Origin of the sequence: Brenneria sp. hezel4-2-4, from assembly GCF_013155275.1 — a bacterium.
Classification (GTDB): domain Bacteria; phylum Pseudomonadota; class Gammaproteobacteria; order Enterobacterales; family Enterobacteriaceae; genus Brenneria.
In genome coordinates this window covers 49,623-68,004 of the sequence record NZ_JABJXS010000012.1, presented here as the reverse complement: position 1 = coordinate 68,004, position 18,382 = coordinate 49,623, and the positions used below count along the sequence as shown (strand labels likewise).

16 protein-coding genes and 1 tRNA gene are annotated in these 18,382 nt (G+C 39.0%); 5 read left to right on the top strand and 12 right to left on the bottom strand.

From position 1 onward, the window contains the following. Nucleotides 1-86: 86 nt before the first annotated feature. Both HOY33_RS17885 and HOY33_RS17880 read left to right on the top strand, forming a co-directional pair. Nucleotides 87-968, top strand: a complete 882-nt coding sequence (locus HOY33_RS17885) for a hypothetical protein (protein WP_172291488.1) — start codon at nucleotides 87-89, stop codon at nucleotides 966-968. A 308-nt stretch (nucleotides 969-1,276) separates the two neighbouring features. Continuing rightward, nucleotides 1,277-1,756 carry an Hcp family type VI secretion system effector gene (locus HOY33_RS17880; RefSeq protein WP_172291487.1) on the top strand — a complete coding sequence of 160 codons (480 nt, stop codon included), beginning with the start codon at nucleotides 1,277-1,279 and terminating at the stop codon, nucleotides 1,754-1,756. 394 nt (nucleotides 1,757-2,150) lie between these two features. Here the strand turns inward: HOY33_RS17880 and HOY33_RS17875 are convergent, their stop codons facing one another. The 8 genes from HOY33_RS17875 to HOY33_RS17840 form a co-directional block, all read right to left on the bottom strand. Then, nucleotides 2,151-2,852, bottom strand: coding sequence for a hypothetical protein (locus HOY33_RS17875; protein WP_172291486.1), 702 nt, complete (start codon nucleotides 2,850-2,852; stop codon nucleotides 2,151-2,153). A gap of 518 nt (nucleotides 2,853-3,370) precedes the next feature. Further along, a complete protein-coding gene (locus tag HOY33_RS17870) occupies nucleotides 3,371-3,697 on the bottom strand; it encodes a hypothetical protein (protein WP_172291485.1) in 327 nt (108 codons plus the stop codon). A gap of 22 nt (nucleotides 3,698-3,719) precedes the next feature. Continuing rightward, entirely contained in the window at nucleotides 3,720-4,061 is a 342-nt protein-coding gene (bamE, locus tag HOY33_RS17865; RefSeq protein WP_172291520.1) for an outer membrane protein assembly factor BamE, read from the bottom strand. Nucleotides 4,062-4,127: 66 nt separating this feature from the next. Then, nucleotides 4,128-4,844, bottom strand: a complete 717-nt coding sequence (locus HOY33_RS17860) for a hypothetical protein (protein WP_172291484.1) — start codon at nucleotides 4,842-4,844, stop codon at nucleotides 4,128-4,130. Nucleotides 4,845-5,141: 297 nt separating this feature from the next. Beyond that, on the bottom strand, nucleotides 5,142-6,392 hold the full coding sequence (locus HOY33_RS17855) for a relaxase/mobilization nuclease domain-containing protein (RefSeq protein WP_172291483.1): 1,251 nt from the start codon (nucleotides 6,390-6,392) through the stop codon (nucleotides 5,142-5,144). Between the two features lie 10 nt (nucleotides 6,393-6,402). Next, nucleotides 6,403-6,801: a hypothetical protein gene (locus tag HOY33_RS17850; RefSeq protein WP_172291482.1), complete on the bottom strand. Its 399-nt coding sequence runs from the start codon at nucleotides 6,799-6,801 to the stop codon at nucleotides 6,403-6,405. 422 nt (nucleotides 6,802-7,223) lie between these two features. Further along, nucleotides 7,224-7,670 carry a hypothetical protein gene (locus HOY33_RS17845; protein WP_172291481.1) on the bottom strand — a complete coding sequence of 149 codons (447 nt, stop codon included), beginning with the start codon at nucleotides 7,668-7,670 and terminating at the stop codon, nucleotides 7,224-7,226. Nucleotides 7,671-7,745: 75 nt separating this feature from the next. Further along, nucleotides 7,746-8,702: a hypothetical protein gene (locus HOY33_RS17840; protein WP_172291480.1), complete on the bottom strand. Its 957-nt coding sequence runs from the start codon at nucleotides 8,700-8,702 to the stop codon at nucleotides 7,746-7,748. 712 nt (nucleotides 8,703-9,414) lie between these two features. Here HOY33_RS17840 and HOY33_RS17835 point away from each other — a divergent pair. Continuing rightward, nucleotides 9,415-11,016: a TIGR04141 family sporadically distributed protein gene (locus HOY33_RS17835; protein WP_172291479.1), complete on the top strand. Its 1,602-nt coding sequence runs from the start codon at nucleotides 9,415-9,417 to the stop codon at nucleotides 11,014-11,016. Between the two features lie 131 nt (nucleotides 11,017-11,147). On the opposite strand, the gene HOY33_RS17830 is transcribed toward HOY33_RS17835, so the two are convergent. Next, a complete protein-coding gene (locus HOY33_RS17830; protein ID WP_172291478.1) occupies nucleotides 11,148-11,318 on the bottom strand; it encodes a hypothetical protein in 171 nt (56 codons plus the stop codon). A 249-nt stretch (nucleotides 11,319-11,567) separates the two neighbouring features. Here HOY33_RS17830 and HOY33_RS17825 point away from each other — a divergent pair, with 249 nt between their 5' ends. Beyond that, nucleotides 11,568-11,762, top strand: coding sequence for a toxin-antitoxin system HicB family antitoxin (locus tag HOY33_RS17825; RefSeq protein WP_172291477.1), 195 nt, complete (start codon nucleotides 11,568-11,570; stop codon nucleotides 11,760-11,762). A 94-nt stretch (nucleotides 11,763-11,856) separates the two neighbouring features. Here the strand turns inward: HOY33_RS17825 and HOY33_RS17820 are convergent, their stop codons facing one another. The 3 genes from HOY33_RS17820 to HOY33_RS17810 all read right to left on the bottom strand — a co-directional run bounded on the left by HOY33_RS17820 (nucleotide 11,857) and on the right by HOY33_RS17810 (nucleotide 15,467). Further along, complete coding sequence (locus tag HOY33_RS17820; RefSeq protein WP_172291476.1) at nucleotides 11,857-13,638, bottom strand: hypothetical protein; 1,782 nt, start codon at nucleotides 13,636-13,638, stop codon at nucleotides 11,857-11,859. Between the two features lie 382 nt (nucleotides 13,639-14,020). Beyond that, the gene (locus HOY33_RS17815; RefSeq protein ID WP_172291475.1) at nucleotides 14,021-15,226 is read right to left on the bottom strand and encodes an integrase arm-type DNA-binding domain-containing protein; all 1,206 of its coding nucleotides are present in this window, start codon (nucleotides 15,224-15,226) and stop codon (nucleotides 14,021-14,023) included. A gap of 164 nt (nucleotides 15,227-15,390) precedes the next feature. Beyond that, nucleotides 15,391-15,467, bottom strand: a tRNA-Arg gene (locus HOY33_RS17810). 374 nt (nucleotides 15,468-15,841) lie between these two features. On the opposite strand from HOY33_RS17810, the gene HOY33_RS17805 reads away from it, so the two are divergent. Next, nucleotides 15,842-18,286, top strand: coding sequence for a DUF3772 domain-containing protein (locus tag HOY33_RS17805; protein ID WP_172291474.1), 2,445 nt, complete (start codon nucleotides 15,842-15,844; stop codon nucleotides 18,284-18,286). Nucleotides 18,287-18,382: the final 96 nt, after the last annotated feature.

Genomic DNA, 18,382 nt, shown 5'->3' with positions numbered 1-18,382 from the left:
GGTGGCTTGAGCGAAATTGAAGACAAAGAGGTTAGCGCGGGTGGAACAAGAGCGATACGTATTGCTCATCAATAAAGGATTCATATATGAAGCTGGAAAAAGCCTATTCTGAAGAGCTGAACAGAAACATCACGGCAGAAGAAGCGGACCATTATTTTGCAAAAGGGATAATATCATCCAAATTTGCCTTCACTTGCCCGGATGAGCACTGTGATGCCCCGGTAACCTGTGCAAATCTGGATAAGAAGAAAGAAAAAAGAAAACGTGATCCGTACTATAAAGTCGTCGGCGCCCATAAAGACGATTGTCTGATAAAAAAACAAACTACCTCGGAAAATAAACGCATTACTGAAGAAGGTGATCTCTATTCCGCTAGCGATGAATATGTTGAGGGTGCCATCCGACTGGACTTACGCCCGGCCAGCAGCAAGCGTCCCGCAAGCGATGAGCCAGCCTCCGGCTCGGAGAGCGCCACCAATATTCGTCGTCCGAATGACTCTGCTGAGCACGGCAAACGCAAGATCCAGCATTCAAAGACTCTCTCTTCAATGGTGACAACGTTCCTCAATAAGGAAAATATTATTGTACAATTACCGGGAGTTGGGACTTTGCCGATAAATGATTTATTTATTGAGATCGCCGGACAGGATATCAGTACATTCGATGATGAATACCGAATTTACTATGGTACAGCGTGGATTAATAAGGTAGAAAAAGGTTTTTCAGTTCGGTTTGCTAATACGCTCAAGTATGGAGAGCTTGTGGCGCGGCCATCATTTTTCATTCCCTTGGCGGACACTGAAAACGCAACCTATGGCAAGTTTAAAGTGGCTACTCTGAATAAGCTTGCCAACAAATTACCCAAGACGGTTTTTATCCTGTGCGAAACTGGGCCTAACCTCAAAGAAAATAAATATATTAATTTTTGGCTCGATGGTCTGGAATATATGGACTACCGAATTTCATGAAGAGAGGAAGTGAGAGCAAAGATCATGCCGCTTTCTAGCAATGGCATTTCCCTTTGACGGTAAAAAATTTGCTTTGGTCTGGATCAGTGAAAGGCACCGTGCCGGGTGCCTTTTTGTTTATTAAACATGTAGTGCTTATCTGCTATCAATCACTCATCATAAAAACGATAAAGCACGGTGCTGACAGCCATATCCATACAAAAACAGAGGCTCATTGTATTTAAAAATTCCTTCTGAGAAGGTATTATGTTCATGCGATAAGCACTACGGCTATGCGTCGTAGTAAGGGATTTTTGTATGGAGGCATAATGTCCAATCTTATTTATCTTAGCGTTACCGGGAAAAAACAGGGACTGATTTCAGCAGGATGTTCATCACTGGATTCTATTGGCAACAAGTATCAATCCGCCCATGAAAATGAAATTTTCGTTTATGAACTGGTAAATAACATTAATCGGGCAGAGAACGTTGCTCTTCTTCCTGTAGAGATCAGAAAGCCAATTGACAAAGCCACTCCATTGTTTGCTCAGGCAATCAATGACAATGAAAAATTGGAGTGTGTGTTTTCTTTTTACCGAACGGCTCAGTCTGGTGGAAATGAACTTTATTTCAAAATGAAGCTGAGAGATGCGATTATTAACAATATTCGATTTTTTTATCCTAACTCACTGACCCATAACGAAGTTCAGCCACAGGAAAGTGTGTCATTCAAATTTGCTTCTATTGAGTGGGAGCATGTCATTGCAAGAACAAGCGCTTATATGCTTTGGCAGAATGTCGCCTATTAATGTTGATGAAGACCGAATGTTGTATTCGGTCTTACTTTTTTGAACCATATTTAATATTTATAAACACAATTATAACTATTGATATAAGCATTAGTTTCATCCAATGTTCAGGAATGAATGACACATATAAAAACCATAAGGCAATGGTTAAAGTTATCAAAACCTCAGTGGTTATAAAATTTTTCATTATGTATTTCATAATTATTTTTCTTTTTTATTAATTTTTTTTGATAAGAATTTGATATCAACATAGACGATGATAATTATGGAAACAATAGTAAGTTTCCCCCAATGTTGAGGAATGAACTCGTAGAAAAAAACACCTAAGCCGAGCATCAACGCCATAGTGGTATAAGTGTTAACAAATTCTTTAACTGCGTATGATATTATTTTTTTAAAACTCATTTTTTACTATTCCATTTATTATTTCTATAATTTCTACTTCATCATATTGTGCCTTAGGGATATATGGTGATAAACGCTCTTCAAATAAAAAATACAACATCTCAACTTGCATTGAATAGAGAGACCAATATAATTCAGGGCAAACGTCATGTAAATGTCGTGCAGACATAGCCGCTTTCTGAGCCTTTCCGTGAAATGCTATAGCACTTAATCCCAAAAATGAATATTTGTTTATCGATCTACGAACAGATATTGAAAAGTTCAGCGAGGATGCAATGTATTTCGCAAGCATGTAAGCGATTGACATTTTTATTGCCCGATCTGTTGTTATTTCTGATGCAATGGATACGCCTAATATCGCTTTTGCTATTAATTTTTGCTCTCTTTCTTTTGTATCCTTCAATAGTATTTTTATATATTCCATTAAAATATCTATAATTATATCTTTTCTTTTATATATCTGTTTTATAGCAAGATACAACCTTTCATTTTCAGACTTTAGTTGCTGACAATCAGAATTATATTTTTCTATAAAACAAGAGGAATACCATGTCGCTCTTTCTATTCCGCTATATAGATCGGATGTAATGCTTATTGTATTATCTTTGATTTTATCAGCAATGCTATCTAAATGTGTCGCTAGGACTCTTTCAGATTCCATTTTATACTTTAAATATTCTGATAATTGCATTTTATATCCCTTTATCAGCTCATATTAAGCCTTCCATCTGTGTAGTTTACCTACAAAAATGATTAAACTTCAAGAGTGTTGTTAATCATTTTACTGTTATTGCGTTTTATATGACTTAAAGAGCCTTTCTTTGAATATTCCATCAGCAGTAGTGGGTATACAGTAATTAATTTAATTAAAAATAATTTGATGGCTAATTATTATAGTGCAATATAGTTATTGATTAAAAAAAAGCATCCAGACGGATGCTTTTGCTGCTATTATAAAATTGGACCAAGCGTCCTTAAAATAACAATAATAAAAAAGGAGGTGAATTATGAACAATAATCACCTACAAGTGCTAAGGATGGTAATTCTTATCAGCCTGCTCTTGTATAGTTCATCACTATACTGAGTAGTGCTGATATATGGCTACCAGTTCACTCTGGTAGCCATATTATTCAATTAATGCCGTACATTATTTCTTTTGTCAAATATAAATAAAATAATTCCCCTGATGTTTTTATCTAGCATAAAAATTATTTTAAAGGCACCGCCGCTTTCCATTTTCCATCAACTTTAAAGAATTTAAACTCCATTGTTGATGCTTTTTCACCGATAAATGGAAGCTTTACATTATATTCAATGGTGCATTTATAACCACCATCGCTTTCTTTGTCTTTGCAACCAATTTTTTTGGCTGAGTTGAAAATGATTTTCATATTATCTGATGGAGCACTGCCGTTTGTTTCATCGGTAAAATTTTGTATTGCCTGTGTGATATCGCTATCTGATGGTTGGCTATCGCAACCAGTAAGGAAAAATGCTATCGCCAGAATACTCAACAATGGTAGCTTTTTATTCATCATGATATCCATTTTAATTTATTTAAAAAATACCCGTCTTAACGTCGCTTTTCCCGGCGTTAAAAATGTAAGAGCTGACTTTCTCGCCTTTAAACATGACCGTGAGAGATTTTGTCTGTGTATTCGCACCACCGGCCAGCAACCCCACAACGGGGATAAATGATGTGGCTTTTGACTGGCTGTTATACATCGTGTAAGACCATTGTTCTTCGCCGTCAATGAGGGAACGGCTGTCTGGTTCACCAAATGAAGCCAACACGTCTTGCTTTGTGGTTTTACCTTTGATAATTTTGGTTTTCACGCTTTCCTGAGTTTCGTTTTTTAAAGACTGATTACCAACAGAAGAACAACTGACGAGAGACAGAAAAACGAATACTGAGATGATGATTTTTTTCATGTGATCACTTCCTGTTTAATAGATTGTAGAACTTTATTTTTCCAGTCTGTTTGCAATATATTGCACTTCTGAATTAAATTTTTGACTATTTCTTTTAGTGATTTTTCTTAAAATATAAATTAAAGCTAACGCAGAAAGAATGACGTATCCGTAATTTAGTGTGAATGCCCATACGAAAAAGGAAATAAACAAGATAATAAAAAGAATAGTAAGAGCCGGAGCAAAAGAAGATGGCGTGTATAAATCTTCTGAAAACTCAGAAATTTCACGATTGTTGATACTATCATTAATAATAAGGGCGTTATTAATTGAACGGTATGCGCCATCCTTAAAATACTGGACAAATGCATATCTTCTGATGTAATGCCCTTTTCTGAAATGCACATCATAAATTTTAAAACGTTTTTCTACTCCATCGTCGCTTTTTGCCCAGATATGTTGATCATCGCAAACGTCGATGACTGTGCCGGAAAAAGTTTTTTCGAATGTGTATGTTATCCCCATAAACTCGAATTTTGGGGTGGTGATTTCTTTTTTCTGACGATTAAGATAATTAGCCCTAGCTAATTCGGCTTCAGCTTCTTCTTTCTTATCGCGCCTGTAAGTGAGGAAAGCCCAAATGAGCAGAGGGGCGCTAATGGGGAGCCAGAGCCACCAGAGCAAAATTAGTGCTCCTGAGGAAAAAAACCAGGCGACAAACAAGGGAAGGGACACCGCAATCCAAAACCGTCTCATCGTGAGAATACTCATACAGTTTCCTTAGTAAATGAAAATGAAAGTCATATTCGTATGAAGCCTGGCGCAAATGAGATGAGATTTGTCATTTCTTAACCTTTTCGTTAGCCGGGTAAGTAAATAGACTAGTTAAATCAGTCTGTTATAAAAAGTTTCGCAAAGTTACATTTTGACCAGTTGTTTAAACAAAGCAAATCGCTTGTACCGATCGATGCGTGAGTTAAGATAGTTGTAATCTATCATAAATAGATTATAGATCGTTTATACCGATCGATAGGTCTGTCTGTACCTATGAAGAAAGGCTTGCCAGCCCTACATTGTTGGTGAGGGTTTACGATGAATTGGAGGTGTTTCAATGGCGGTTTTTGGGTTTGACGGTGTTATCTCTACCATTCTCACGCCAGTGATGGTTTTGTGTTTTTGAGGACGTTTCAGGGTTGGAATTTTCAGTTTTTTCAACATCCCAATAATCGCATCTATATAAGGTATGGCTTCCAACCATCTGAAAGCAGTAGTCGTATAGCTTCGCTTGGGAGCTTCTTTTACCGCTTCGGTTTCTATCGCTTCTTTGTTACTTGCAACAGCTTCATTGTGAAGCGCTGTGGGATAAGTGATAACGTATTCGTCCTGAGCTGCGTCTTTATTGAGGGTAAGCGTTTCGGTGGGGCTGTTAACGTCTTCTGTTATGGTTTCTGTATGGATGGTTATCTCAGGAGCTTCGCTGACCGATGCTTTCAATTTCATCAGTAAAGCATTGTCGCGTTCCGGTTGGTAATCGAGTTTTTCCTGCAAGGCAGACCAGGAATAACACTTGCCTAATTGAGAAGCTTTGAAGGCAATCCCCTGGCATTCGAATGAGAAACCGTTCATTTTTCCGGTTGATGCGATGTTCGGGATTGCCCTGATGTTTTGTGCCACAAGCTGTTGCACAAATTCAGCTGTGGATGGTTTACTGGCAAGCAGTTCTTCCAGAGCGTTTTGGATGATGGTTTTCGGGCATGGTTCACCAGTCCTTTTCTCCAGCATTTCTTCATTACGTGATTTCTTGCGTTTCGGTTTAGGAGAGGATGAAGCCGGAGATGCTTTAGCTTCCGGTCCTTTGGTTCTGGTCAGATGATGATCTATTTCTAACTGTTGGATGATACGGGTGCTGATGAGGTTTTCATTTTTGCCCAAGTAAAGGCTTCCATTGGTGAGATCGATACGACTGGCAATAATGTGGATGTGCTGACCGGCCGCATCGTCATGAAGGACATAGCATCTGAGATGCGTTTCAGAGAAGCCCATTCGGGACATGTAATCATCAGCGATTTTTGACCATTGAGCCTCTGTCAGCGCTTCGTTCTTCGGCAAACGAAGCGAATTGTGCCACACTGCTTTAGCTACATCAGGGCGAAGCGTTTTTGTAGTGGAAAATTCAGCGATCAGATCTCCAGCAGCGCTTCCCTCCATATTGCCACCAATTACTGAGGGGGAATTTTTATGATGAGAAGCTTGCCTTAATGCATAAAGCACTACGCCAGCGAAGTTCTTACCCCTGCGGATTTTTTGCATTCCCTTCATCAGAAGATGCTCACCACAAATCGGCGGTAATTAAATGCAAGCGAAGCTCTGAAATTTGACGCTTCACAGCATAGAGTTCGGTTTGCGTCAGAGAGCTTCCCTGGCTCTTGCTATCGAGATGAGCAACAAGTCTGTTAAGCTTCTGTGAAATTTCGCTCAGCGATTTCCAGGCTTCAATATTGATAGCGGGAACGACAGCAGAAAGTTTATTGAGTAAAGATAAGCGAAGCCATTCACCCTTGCGATGACGGCCACGTTTCTCATTGAGAAGCGTTAGCTCTTTATCATTTAATCTGACACTGACGCAATGAGAACGAAGCTGGTTGTGTGAGAGCTTCGCTTCGTTAACTCTTCCATTACGGGAATGCTTACTCACATCAAACTTATTAAAAGTATTATTTTCGACCATATGAACTCCTTTTCATATAATTAAATAAAAGCATATTCCTTATGCTTAATTTATTTATATGACAGAAGCGAATAATGTCAATGCAGTGTGTTGATTTTGCTTTTGATTTTTTCAACCGAAGGGCGAAAAAACAAGGAGCAACTCGAAGAAGCCAGCGTAGCGCTTCGATGAGTTAGCCCTTGCTTTCTGCTCTACTGTACTCCTCAAAATATTGACATTTAAAATATAAATGATATATGTGTATTAATTTTTTAAAGGGGTTTTTATGAACACTAAATGGTGGTTGGCTTTAATTTTAATTTTTTTAAATATCTTGGCTATAACTATTTATTTATATTTTTACGATGAAATTTTCCTGCGAAGATTTAAAGAATTTGTATGGGTTGTAGACATTTTATCCATACCATTCGTTGTGGCATTCTTTATAATTGAGCAGTAGTCTTTGGCTTTCCTTTAATGTCCGTTGCACTCATAAATGCTTTTGTAAATGAACAAACTATCAAAATGAACCTTAATGCAAAAGGGACTATATTGCTTTCAAGGGATGATGTACTTATATCTTCAAATGGAGTGATGATGTAAAGCATTTTCATGGAAGCAAAGGCGGCAGACAGGAAGAGAATTGTATCATTAATAGTTTTTATTATTTCACCTTTTTTTCTATATTGTTTTGTGATTGATATGGCACATGAAATACATATCAAGTAAAATCCTATATATGGAGGGATTACAATCCCTTTGCAGTCATTTACTATTAATAATAGGTATGTAAAATATAATGTATATAGTGAAATTTTCAGAAAGCATAGTGAATTTTCATCTAACTTTCCATATGTTTTCATAATTATAAAGTCTTTAGTTTTTTGCATTCTCTTTGAATCCTGATAAATATTATCATTTAGTCTATCCCAATGAATTCAAAGGGATAGATTTTTTTAAAAGAATTAAATCCCAGTAGCCAAGGAATAAAACTCTTTTTTTACCTCATCTTCATCTATAGATGGGTTTTTGTGTATATATTCATCATTTATGTCATAGCAACCTATTCTAATAGGTATGCAGGTTGCGTGTTTATCCGAATCTAATAAAAAAACGTCTTCATATTGGTAGAATACTCCAAATACTCTCGGATCAAGGTTGAAGTGTACATATGTGTTTTTAGCTTTATGATAATAATATTCAATTTTTTGATTTATATAGCCCTGTATTATTTTTTCGAAATTCTTATTGCGGGGTATTTGTGATTGTGCATCTTCAGGGCTTGTTCCAAGACTCTTATATTGGTCGCAAAACTCAATAAATATTGAATTAATGAAATTTTGTATCTCTTCCTTTGATACTAAATGAGATATGTCAATGGAGATGAATCCCCTTGTAGCTAAACCATCTTCGATTCTTTTTATTATTTGATTGTTTGCTTTTCTGATATTTTGCTCGAATCCTGATTCGCTATGTAAAAATTTACATTCAATTGCGATGTCATTATCAATAATAATGTCGCAGTCGCTTGTAATGTTTACATTTTTTTGATCTTTTCTTAATAAGTATCTCAAAGCCATATCAAACTCAAAGTAAAAATCATTGTGTTCTTCTTCTAAGTTAGAGAATGAATGATTTCCACTTACTAATTTTAATAAATTTTTCTCTAAAAAATCCATATCATCTGCAAAAATAGGCAGTAACCTTCCATATTTGTTAATGGCAGCCAATAACTTAGTTTGGTTTACTAAATCCAGTTCACTTAGATTGCTAAGTTGCTTTTGAAAAAACCAAAACTTGCTTTTCTTAAATCTATTCTCTCCTATTACTGAGCAGAGAAATTCAGTGAATTTAAGATACTCTGTCTTTACAAAATCGAGTTCTTTATTGTTTATATAACTACCTTCCTGAGGATGACTCATTTGGCTAAATCCTTTTTAAGAAAAAACAATCACACAATCATTCTTATAGCATAAGACCATAAAATGTTGAATATAATAATTTGCTAACTGAAAGTCATAAAAGTAGCCCTTAGGTAGACTAAACTATATTTTTTATTAATCAATGTCTTGAGTGAGTGTAATTTATACTGCTGCATCATCGGCGTATTGTCTGGTAACTCCCCAACATATCAGAAGGGAGGACTTTCTAACATACCCATTAGTTGAATGCTAATTAAACCATATAGCTATTATTATCTTGCTATCTTTATGTAACCGAAGACCATTAAATGATTATTTTTATCTCTAAGGTGGATCTTTTTCGATAGTAGAGCTATATCGTATAAGCGATATTTTAAAAATCATTAGCATAAAAATATTTTACACTTGTAATTTTTTAACTGTTATTAATTAGACAGGACAGCAATGTTTATAAAAACTATAGAAAAAACAAACCATTCTGAATGGGTGGTGAGAAATAGTTTGTATTGGATGTCTGCTTACACAAGATGGCAACTGGGGGCAGATGACAACGACTGGATCGTCTCTTTTGAATCCTTTGATGACACAATCAAGTTTGAACTTGAGCGATTTTTCATTCATACGAATCCCTTCTGCGTAAATCCTAGATATCTGTCATCACATTATCTTAGTGATTTAAACCATTAATTATAAATATTAGAGATTAAATTCAATGAAGATTAAACTATCAATATATAAAGCAAAAAAAATTAGTGACAGTATTGATCAGGTATTAAATCTGGAAAGAGTGAAATCTGCCATTGAATTTGAGAATGAAAAAGCACGAATGTATCTATACGCTAAGGAATATGTTGAGCCACAAGTACCTGAATGGTCAACGTTGTTTATAAGTGCTAATTTAGATCTAGGTTATAATTTTTTTGGAAAAAATAGCAACACTGGTGCTGTCCTTGTTGTAGAGCTTAATGACGAAAGATACCTCATTCCATTTGGAACTGGTCATCATCTAATTAATGATAATTATATAGTTAAAGGCTTTGGTCTTAAAACAACTCTTAACTGCATTGAACATAAAAAAATACGTAGTATTGATAAAGGAAATCATAATGAGACAAATCTCCTTACTCGAAATCAGAGCAGTAAAGAAGTTGATATTTATAATCTAAAAATCGACTCAGAATTAGATATATTAACCACTTTAACGGGAACTTCTACAGAAGAGGTATTAGGTAATAAAATAACGGGAAAAGATGCTTTTGTCATAACACCGGATGTTGTTTTAAATAGCATCCCTGATTTATTGGAAAAAATCAGCGATATATACAATCTTCCTCTTCCTGAAGAATTTGAATGGGTAAATAATATACAAGAAGCAGATGAGTCAGAAATCGAAATACTTGATTTATTACTTATAGATTTAATTAAAGCGAAAGATTTTTCTGACATTTGGCTTGGAGAGCCTGAAATTGTTGATTGGGAAAGTCAGATAGGTTATTGTTTTGAGAAACGGCAACGTAGCATAATTTATGAAAGCTTATCTATGAACCATGTTTGTGATTTTTTCGAAGAGAAAGAAATAGAAATCACAGTTGATAATTTAAAAGAAAAAAACATACACATATTAGATGCTGATTATCAATCAATAAAGAAATGGTCAATATATAGATGTCTTTATGCTGAGATAAAAAATGGCGATCAGAACTATATCCTGAGAGATTCAATTTGGTACGTGGCTGACCGGAAATTCCTGTCAACTATAGACGATGAAATAAGTAAAATTTTGCCTTATGAAAGTGCTGATAAATTTCCTATTTATTCTTTTAAAAGAGAAGAGGATTATAATAGCAATATATGTGCGCTTGATATCTCTTTTACCCATATGGATCAAAGTTTTATACATCATGGCAGTGGAAAAAGTAAGGTTGAGTTTTGCGATTTAATCCGAGGAAGTAACGATTTTATACACGTAAAATATTATAGTGGCTCTCAAAGTATGAGCCATTTGTTCTCTCAGGGATTTATTAGCTCAGAGCTTTTTATAAGTGATTCTGAGTTCAGAGAAAAACTTAATGACAAGCTACCTGTTAATTTAAAACTAAAAGATCACATATTGAGGCCAGATGCAAGAAATTATAAAGTGGTTTTTGCAATAGCAACTAATAAAAATATACCTAATGAACTTCCACTGTTTTCAAAGATAAATCTTAAGAATTTTTATAAATCTATTTCTAACTTTGGTTATGAGGTTAGAATATGTAAAATACCCGTAGATGACTTAATATATAAGAAGAAATTTTATAGACCAAAAAAATAATTAATGAGGTTATTTAATTGATAAATAAATGCTGATCGTTAATATAGGCACTAACGATCAGTTGTGAATGAAGTTTTTTTTAAAGCTATAGTCTTAGAGTGATATATTATGAATATAGTCGAATAATATATTTATACAGCTTCTTCCGAATGAAAATCTTGATACAGCCAGTCCAGCCTTTCCCAAAGGATGAACGTCAAAATCTCTTTGGCTTGCGGGTTCTTGGTTTCGATAACGGCGTAGATCAACGCTCGGCACTGATCAATGATTTCTTCCTGCTCTAATGGTGTGTTATCGAACATAATGCACCTCCACATCCACAGTCTCTTGCCGGAACCGCTTAAAATAACGATTAATAGACTGCTTAACTTGCTGATCTTCAATAAGGGAATTGCTAGACTTGCTGTTAGCCATATCGTTAACCTCTTAACGCTGTGGTCAGCCCCTGTCTGGTAGGCCAATACCTTTCAGGGGCGAAACGGGTGATAAGTATGAGATTTTGTGATAGGGTACGTACCTATAAGACCCAGCATAGTTAAAAAGGTACGTACATGTCAACGATTAAACGTGATACGAAGAAATCATCTTCAGCAGGTAAATCTCCGACCTTCCAGATACGCATCTCGCCTGAGTTACGGGAGCAGCTTGATGACGTAGTTGCAAAAGAAGGTGTCAGTCTCGGCAATTGGTTCAAGGAACTTGCCCGTCAGGAGTTGCGAAAGCAGGGGATTGAGCCGAAGGGGTAGTAGTTGATGTAAGACTTCCATAGTCTGGTTGAATTTTAATCATTAGGTAATGCTAATTTTTATGTAAGCATAATAAATTCCATGAATATTTTTATCATTTATGTAAATTAAGCCATTCAATTAGATCCGAGTCGCATGGACCTCCATCGTTCTTAGTCCTCATGAGATTATCTCGTATCGATTTAAACATGAAATTACATCTTATGAATATTTCTTCTGGGGATGACACGCTTGGAAGAAGTAAAGCTATGTAATACATCGCGTTGATCGTACCACGCAGATAGTGCTCAAGGTTTGATGTTAGGAAAGTAATGTTTGGGTTAGACTCAGCATTATGAATAATAGAATTTCTTAAAATATATAATCGATGTATATGTAACGTTACCTTCTTCGTGTGGTTTTCTATTTTAGAACCCATTAAAGCTGGGTTTTTGCACAGGCTTGTCATTTTATTCAAGGAGAACAAAGCATAAGGGTATGCCGACATTTTTTGAATTAGATAATTGCAAACGTTATCTTTTTTTAAAAGAAGATAGAGTTCACCTAAAGTTATATTTGTTAAGTTATGAACTTGTTCTTCATCAGGGATATTTTCAATTTTCAAATAATTTATAATTCCCCTTAACGCAAACATTTGCTTCACAACATAATCAAGCCCAATACACGGTACTACGGAAAGAATAACATGCTCATCATGTTTTATATCATCGGGGGATACTCCCAGCGTTAAAGATTCGAGTGCAGACCAGTATGATGTAAATTTACTCTCTTTGGAGTTATTGTTAATTCCATTTCTTAAGAAGTGAAATGCTGAACTTATCTTTTTTCTTGATTCTATATTTGCATTTTTAAACAAAACATCCATAGATTTTATAAAATGTGTAAATTCATATTTTGTTAGCCTATCGGAATTAACGTTTATTTCATTATCAAAATGATTAATTATATTAGCTTCATTATTTTCTGTTTTTACACTAAATTTATTTTTTACTTCTATTTTTCCCTTGCCAATCATATAAGCTATAACATCAAGTGATTCAACTAATATTTGATCTGCTTTTATTCTTGCTGACAACTGTGTTATAGCTTTAGTATATATCTTGACTTGAATGTATTGTTTCCCATTATCAGCAGTTTTAGGCGTAAATAGGCAATCATTGAATTCTATAGTCTGGTCACTTCCAGATAGAAGATCGTGCAAGACTTCATTTTCAAGAATGAATATCACCGTGTGATTTGATAGCTTTTGAGTGATCTTGTTTTGCCAAGATTGATAACGCTCGTTAAAATCGCCTTTATCATTCTTCAATAAAATATTATTATATAGCAAATAACATTCAGTTAGCGGCATACCTTTTGTCAATAGTACACTCATTAAGTTGTTAATTTTATTATACAGTTTCAAAAGTTCATCATCAGTAGGCTCTTCTTGTTTATCTATAATTTTTTTGATTTCATCGGTAGCTAAATCAATATAATTATTTTCAATATTCAATCTTAACTGCTTACACAAACTCTGGAATAGTTTTTTTTGCTTTTCTACTGGGCTTTTGCTCGGATCTTTTATAAAACCGGGTTTAGTGAAAAGCCCGCGAATCTGCGTGTTGATACCCAAAAACTTAGTATCATTTAAAAGCTCATCTTGACTTAATATCTCTAAAAACTCACTTACGGCCCTTTCTCTTTTTTTCTCCCCATTATACTTGTTTTCAAATCTATATAAGAAGTCAATTTCCTGCAAAGAATTTAATGCATTATTAAATCCGACACGATCAGTGTCTATACTATTTTTATGACTTAGGTTGGCCCAGCATTCAATAAAAAAAAGCTGTCGGATTGTTAGATCTTCCCTATCTAAGCGGTTATCTATACGCATTCCTCTTGACTCCTAGATAAAAACACCTATAATACTACTAATATTAACCTATTTTAATCAGAGATAGGAACACAAATGTCTCTGATTCTGAAAAAAACGGCTCGGCCTTTTGTCAGTGGATCATCCCGGAAAGGTGCAGAGCCAAACCTTTAAAGAGCCGCACTAGCTGCGGTTCTTTATGTATTATCTCCCATATTTTTTCTCAATTAGAAATAGATTCATTTGATATTAGTAGACTGATATATATTTTATTTCTTTCTGCTAAACAAACTCAAACGGTCTAACCACGCCATCGCGGTTGGCATCCAAGAAATCAGCCCACCATGGCAGCATCAGTTTGCGCTCATCGAGATGTTCATCCTGATGCTACCAGAGAGCCACATTAAGCAATAAGACTAAATTCAGATGAATTACCCTTTCCCAGCTTATCCATATAATCCGCATACCATTGAAGCATTTCCCGCCGACCATCCAGATATAGTGCGTGGTTATAAGTGGCACGGATAGAGTTTTTATCGACATGGGCTAACTGGAGTTCAATCCATGCACTGTTGAAGCCCTGCTCATGAAGGATGGTACTCATCGTGTGGCGAAAACCGTGTCCGGTTAGTTTCTTATCGTATCCGACACGTTTGATGACCTGATTAATGCTCGCTTCGCTCATTGACTTACTGGAATCGTTCCGACCCGGAAAAACCAACTGAAAACCACCAGTGATGTTTTGTAGTTCCGACAACAGATCATAAACCTGAGTGGATAGGGGAACCAGATGGGGACGGCGCATTTTCATACGCTCTTTGGGGATCTGCCAGATCTTCTTGCCAAAATCGATTTCCTGCCATTCAGCAGATCGTAGCTCGATGGTTCTCAGTCCGGTCAGCATCAGCAGGCGAGTGGCAATTTGAGTAATGCGGCTACCGCTATAGTCATTCAGGGCTTGAATAAAGGGACCAAGTTCATCAGCCAACAGGTGAGGGAAGTGTTTTTGCTTCGGCGCTTTCAATACCCCAGCTAAATCCGTTACCGGATTATATTCAGCCCGACCGGATACGATGGCGTAGGTGAAAATCTGTCGGCAAGCCTGACGAGTCTTTTTCAGTTTATCAAGCACGCCCCGTTGTTCCATTTTTCTCAGCACATCCAGCATATCTTTTGGCTTGATGTCAGTGATTGGCCGTTTACCAAGGTAGGGGAAGATGTCTTTTTTCAGATATTCAAGAATGTCTTCAGCATAGCCCTTCGACCAGTTAGGGCGCTTATGTTCGTGCCACTCTAATGCGATAAGCTTAAAGCTGTTGTTGACCGCCGCGATTTTTGCCTGTTTCTCAACCTGCTTTTCTTCGCTCGGATCACCACCATTCGCAAGAAGCTTTTTGGCTTCCCCACGTTTTGTTCTTGCATCAGCCAGTGAGATATTGGGATATGTGCCGATAGAAAGCAGTTTTTCTTTTCCTGCATAACGATACTTTAAACGCCAGTAGCGTGAGCCATTGGTGTTAACCAGCAAATATAATCCAGCACCATCAGTAAGCTTGTAGGGCTTATCTTTGGGTTTAGCTGTTTCTACTTGGCGAGCAGTTAGCTTCATTTGGGGGTATCACTTCTATTGAACCTGCGAATACCCCCAAACATACCCCCAAGTGATGCTAGAACTCAAGAGACTACACTAGACCTTAATAGCCCATTTTGTAGAGGATAATGCTGATTTAAAAGGGGATTGTAGACTTTAACAGACGTCAAAAGACGAAATTATGGTACGCCCTACAGGATTCGAACCTGTGACCTACGGCTTAGAAGGCCGTTGCTCTATCCAGCTGAGCTAAGGGCGCATTGCGGAAAGGGATTGCTGTCGGATGTAACAACAGTGGGCTGGATTATACCCACCCCCCTCGTTGAGTCAACGGATTGGCGTTTGATTTACGCTATCCGGCGAATCCCTGTACAACTGGGGTGGATATCATCGTCTCTTGCACTATTTTTGTACTGTTGTGAGTTTCATTCATGCTAAATGAGGGCGGGGATGCGTATTTCATCTTTATCTGCTGGGCCTGTTCAGTAATTCTTTGTATGTTGTACGCGGGCATGTCCGCCAGCGCCTGCTGTTGATACACTGCATATTGATGAATGACAATTTAATCTGTCTGGTAAATTGCGGCTGTATTAAAATCCACCATTTCTGTCGAACTTGGGAAGCTTTCGAGTTATGCATACTTTGTTATCCGCATTATTGCGTATTTTCCTGTTGGCAACATTGGTGTTGCCCGTTGGGCATGCGGCGGCGGCTGACCCGGATCCTCAGCCATCACAGTCTGAAGCGCCGGTGAAAATAAATATTGATGCCGAACTGGTGGCGCTGCAAAAACAGCTGGATAGCATTAAGCAGCAGGTGTCAGGCACTAACAGCGATAGCAAATTCGGCGCGTTGAACGACACCACGCAGCAGTTGGTCGGCAGGGCTGACGATCTGTCGGCGAGCGTCGCTCCGCTTCGTGCTCAACTACAGGCGCAGTTGGATGTTTTAGGGCCGGCCCCTGAGCCGGGTTCCACCATCAACGAAACGAATGAAGTCACACGCAAGCGCAACAGCCTGAACGCTCAGAAGTCGAAGATGGATGCGCAGATTGAACAAATCCAGGCGCTGCGCGCCAGTGCGGCAAATCTTTCAGCGCAGATTGTGACGCTGCGGCGCAATGCGTTGAAAACCCAATTGGCATTAAATTCCGGCAGCATTTTTGGGGCGCGGTTTTGGTCTCCGCTGGTCGCCCCTCAGGCGGAAGATCAACGGCGGCTAGGCGTATTTCAGCAGCAATTAAGCGATGCGCTAATGGCTTCCTGGGCGCCAGATTGGCGTTATGGTTCCGCCTTTTATCTGCTTGTTGCGGCGGCGCTGGTTACCGCAGGGCGTCGCTATATGGAGAAGTATCTGGCCTGGGCCGGGATCCATCTGTTGCCGGAAGGGCGGCTAAGGCGAAGTTTTCTGGCAACGGCCAGCGTCATCTCTACCGTGTTGACCATCGGCGTCGCCGCAAATTTGCTGGATTTCACTTTTACCCGCCATGGCGAGTCGGCTGAGCGGATAGAAACATTTCTGGATACGCTGACGCAACTTGCCGTCTTTTGTTCGATGATCGCAGGGCTGGGCCGCGCATTTCTTTCGAATCAGCGTCCCTCCTGGCGGTTGCCGGCGATCGCCAATCCGGTAGCCAAGGCGATGAAGCCTTTTCCGGCGATCGCCGCCGTCCTGATGATGGTGTTTGGCGTTATTGAACAAATTACGGCCACCGTGGGGACATCCGTGGCGGCCACCATTATGGCGAATGGCTTGTCCGCATTATTTCTGGCGCTCACCGCAGGTATGATCACTTTGAAAAGCGATCAGGTCCGCCGTCAGATGGTGCATGAGGGAACGCAACCGGAAGCGCGTTCGACGCTGGCGGGATTGATTCATCTGGGCATATTGGTGACGGCGTTTTCCGTGCTGGTTTCGCTGGTGATTGGTTATATTTCGCTGGCCCGGTTTCTGACCTATGAGCTGGTGTGGATCGGTATGGTTTTCTCGTGTCTTTACCTGTTCTCGACGTTTATTACCGATATCTGCGAAAGCGTATTCTCCCCCAATAATACCAGCGGGCGGCGCATTAAAAATTCGCTCAATCTTGATGACCGTCATTTAGCGCAGGCCGCGGCGCTGCTTTCCGCCTGCGGAAAGGTCTTTTTGATTTTGATGGCGGCAGTCGCCTTACTGAGCGGAACTTTTGGCACCACAACGCCGCTGGCGCTGATCCAAAAAGCCGTAGAGCTGTGGGGCGGCAAGGGGCTGGAAACGTTAAGCATCGTGCCTGCCCATTTGGTGAACGCGCTGCTGTTACTGGCAATCGGCATCTATGTTCTGCGCTCCTCGAAGCGCTGGCTGGAGCAGGATTTTCTGCCCAAAACGACGCTGGATCGCGGTATTCGCGCATCGCTGGTGACCTTGTTCAGTAATATCGGTTACATCCTGATTATCCTGCTGACGCTGGCAACCCTAGGTATTCAGTGGAATAAGCTGGCGTGGATTGTCAGTGCGCTGTCGGTGGGCATCGGTTTTGGCCTACAGGAAATCGTCAAAAACTTTATTTCAGGTTTGATTCTGCTGACCGAACGCCCGGTCAAGGTGGGCGATCTGGTGAATATCAGCGGTGTGGAAGGGGATATCCGGCGAATTAATGTCCGGGCGACAGAGATCCAACTGGGTGACCGTTCGACGGTTATCGTCCCTAACTCGCAATTTATTTCACAAAATGTGCGCAACATTACCATGGGAAACGCGCTTGGCGTGGCGACGATGGCGCTGACTTTTCCGCTGGATATCGATCCTGAAGAGGTCAGAACCATCCTGCTGGACGCTTACAACGAACATGAGGTAATTCTGGATTCGCCCGCGCCGTCTGTTTCATTCAGTCAACTGACTCCGACGGGGATGGTGTTGAGCGTGACGGGATATGTCAGCAGCCCGCGTTTGGTCTCTGGAGCGAAAAGCGATCTGTTGTTTGAGATTATCAAGCGGTTGCGCGCAGCCAGCATTCCTTTGGCGGTGCCTCAAAGAATGGTGTTGGAAAACTCGTCTGGTGAGGTGTCGGATAGCATTATGGTTGATGAGAAACCCTAAGCCTGATTTATTTCGGAAGCGGGATGTGGTTCTCAAACTCAGAGACAGCGTTACCCGGCGCGATGCCGGGTAACTCGTCATATCAACGAAAATAAC

Bases quoted from the DNA above. Each gene is read 5' to 3' on its own strand.
- HOY33_RS17885 (WP_172291488.1), top strand. From the start codon at position 87: ATGAAGCTGGAAAAAGCCTATTCTGAAGAGCTGAACAGAAACATCACG.
- HOY33_RS17880 (WP_172291487.1), top strand. From the start codon at position 1,277: ATGTCCAATCTTATTTATCTTAGCGTTACCGGGAAAAAACAGGGACTG.
- HOY33_RS17875 (WP_172291486.1), bottom strand. From the start codon at position 2,852: ATGCAATTATCAGAATATTTAAAGTATAAAATGGAATCTGAAAGAGTC.
- HOY33_RS17870 (WP_172291485.1), bottom strand. From the start codon at position 3,697: ATGAATAAAAAGCTACCATTGTTGAGTATTCTGGCGATAGCATTTTTC.
- HOY33_RS17860 (WP_172291484.1), bottom strand. From the start codon at position 4,844: ATGAGTATTCTCACGATGAGACGGTTTTGGATTGCGGTGTCCCTTCCC.
- HOY33_RS17855 (WP_172291483.1), bottom strand. From the start codon at position 6,392: ATGAAGGGAATGCAAAAAATCCGCAGGGGTAAGAACTTCGCTGGCGTA.
- HOY33_RS17850 (WP_172291482.1), bottom strand. From the start codon at position 6,801: ATGGTCGAAAATAATACTTTTAATAAGTTTGATGTGAGTAAGCATTCC.
- HOY33_RS17845 (WP_172291481.1), bottom strand. From the start codon at position 7,670: ATGCAAAAAACTAAAGACTTTATAATTATGAAAACATATGGAAAGTTA.
- HOY33_RS17840 (WP_172291480.1), bottom strand. From the start codon at position 8,702: ATGAGTCATCCTCAGGAAGGTAGTTATATAAACAATAAAGAACTCGAT.
- HOY33_RS17835 (WP_172291479.1), top strand. From the start codon at position 9,415: ATGAAGATTAAACTATCAATATATAAAGCAAAAAAAATTAGTGACAGT.
- HOY33_RS17830 (WP_172291478.1), bottom strand. From the start codon at position 11,318: ATGTTCGATAACACACCATTAGAGCAGGAAGAAATCATTGATCAGTGC.
- HOY33_RS17825 (WP_172291477.1), top strand. From the start codon at position 11,568: ATGTCAACGATTAAACGTGATACGAAGAAATCATCTTCAGCAGGTAAA.
- HOY33_RS17820 (WP_172291476.1), bottom strand. From the start codon at position 13,638: ATGCGTATAGATAACCGCTTAGATAGGGAAGATCTAACAATCCGACAG.
- HOY33_RS17815 (WP_172291475.1), bottom strand. From the start codon at position 15,226: ATGAAGCTAACTGCTCGCCAAGTAGAAACAGCTAAACCCAAAGATAAG.
- HOY33_RS17805 (WP_172291474.1), top strand. From the start codon at position 15,842: ATGCATACTTTGTTATCCGCATTATTGCGTATTTTCCTGTTGGCAACA.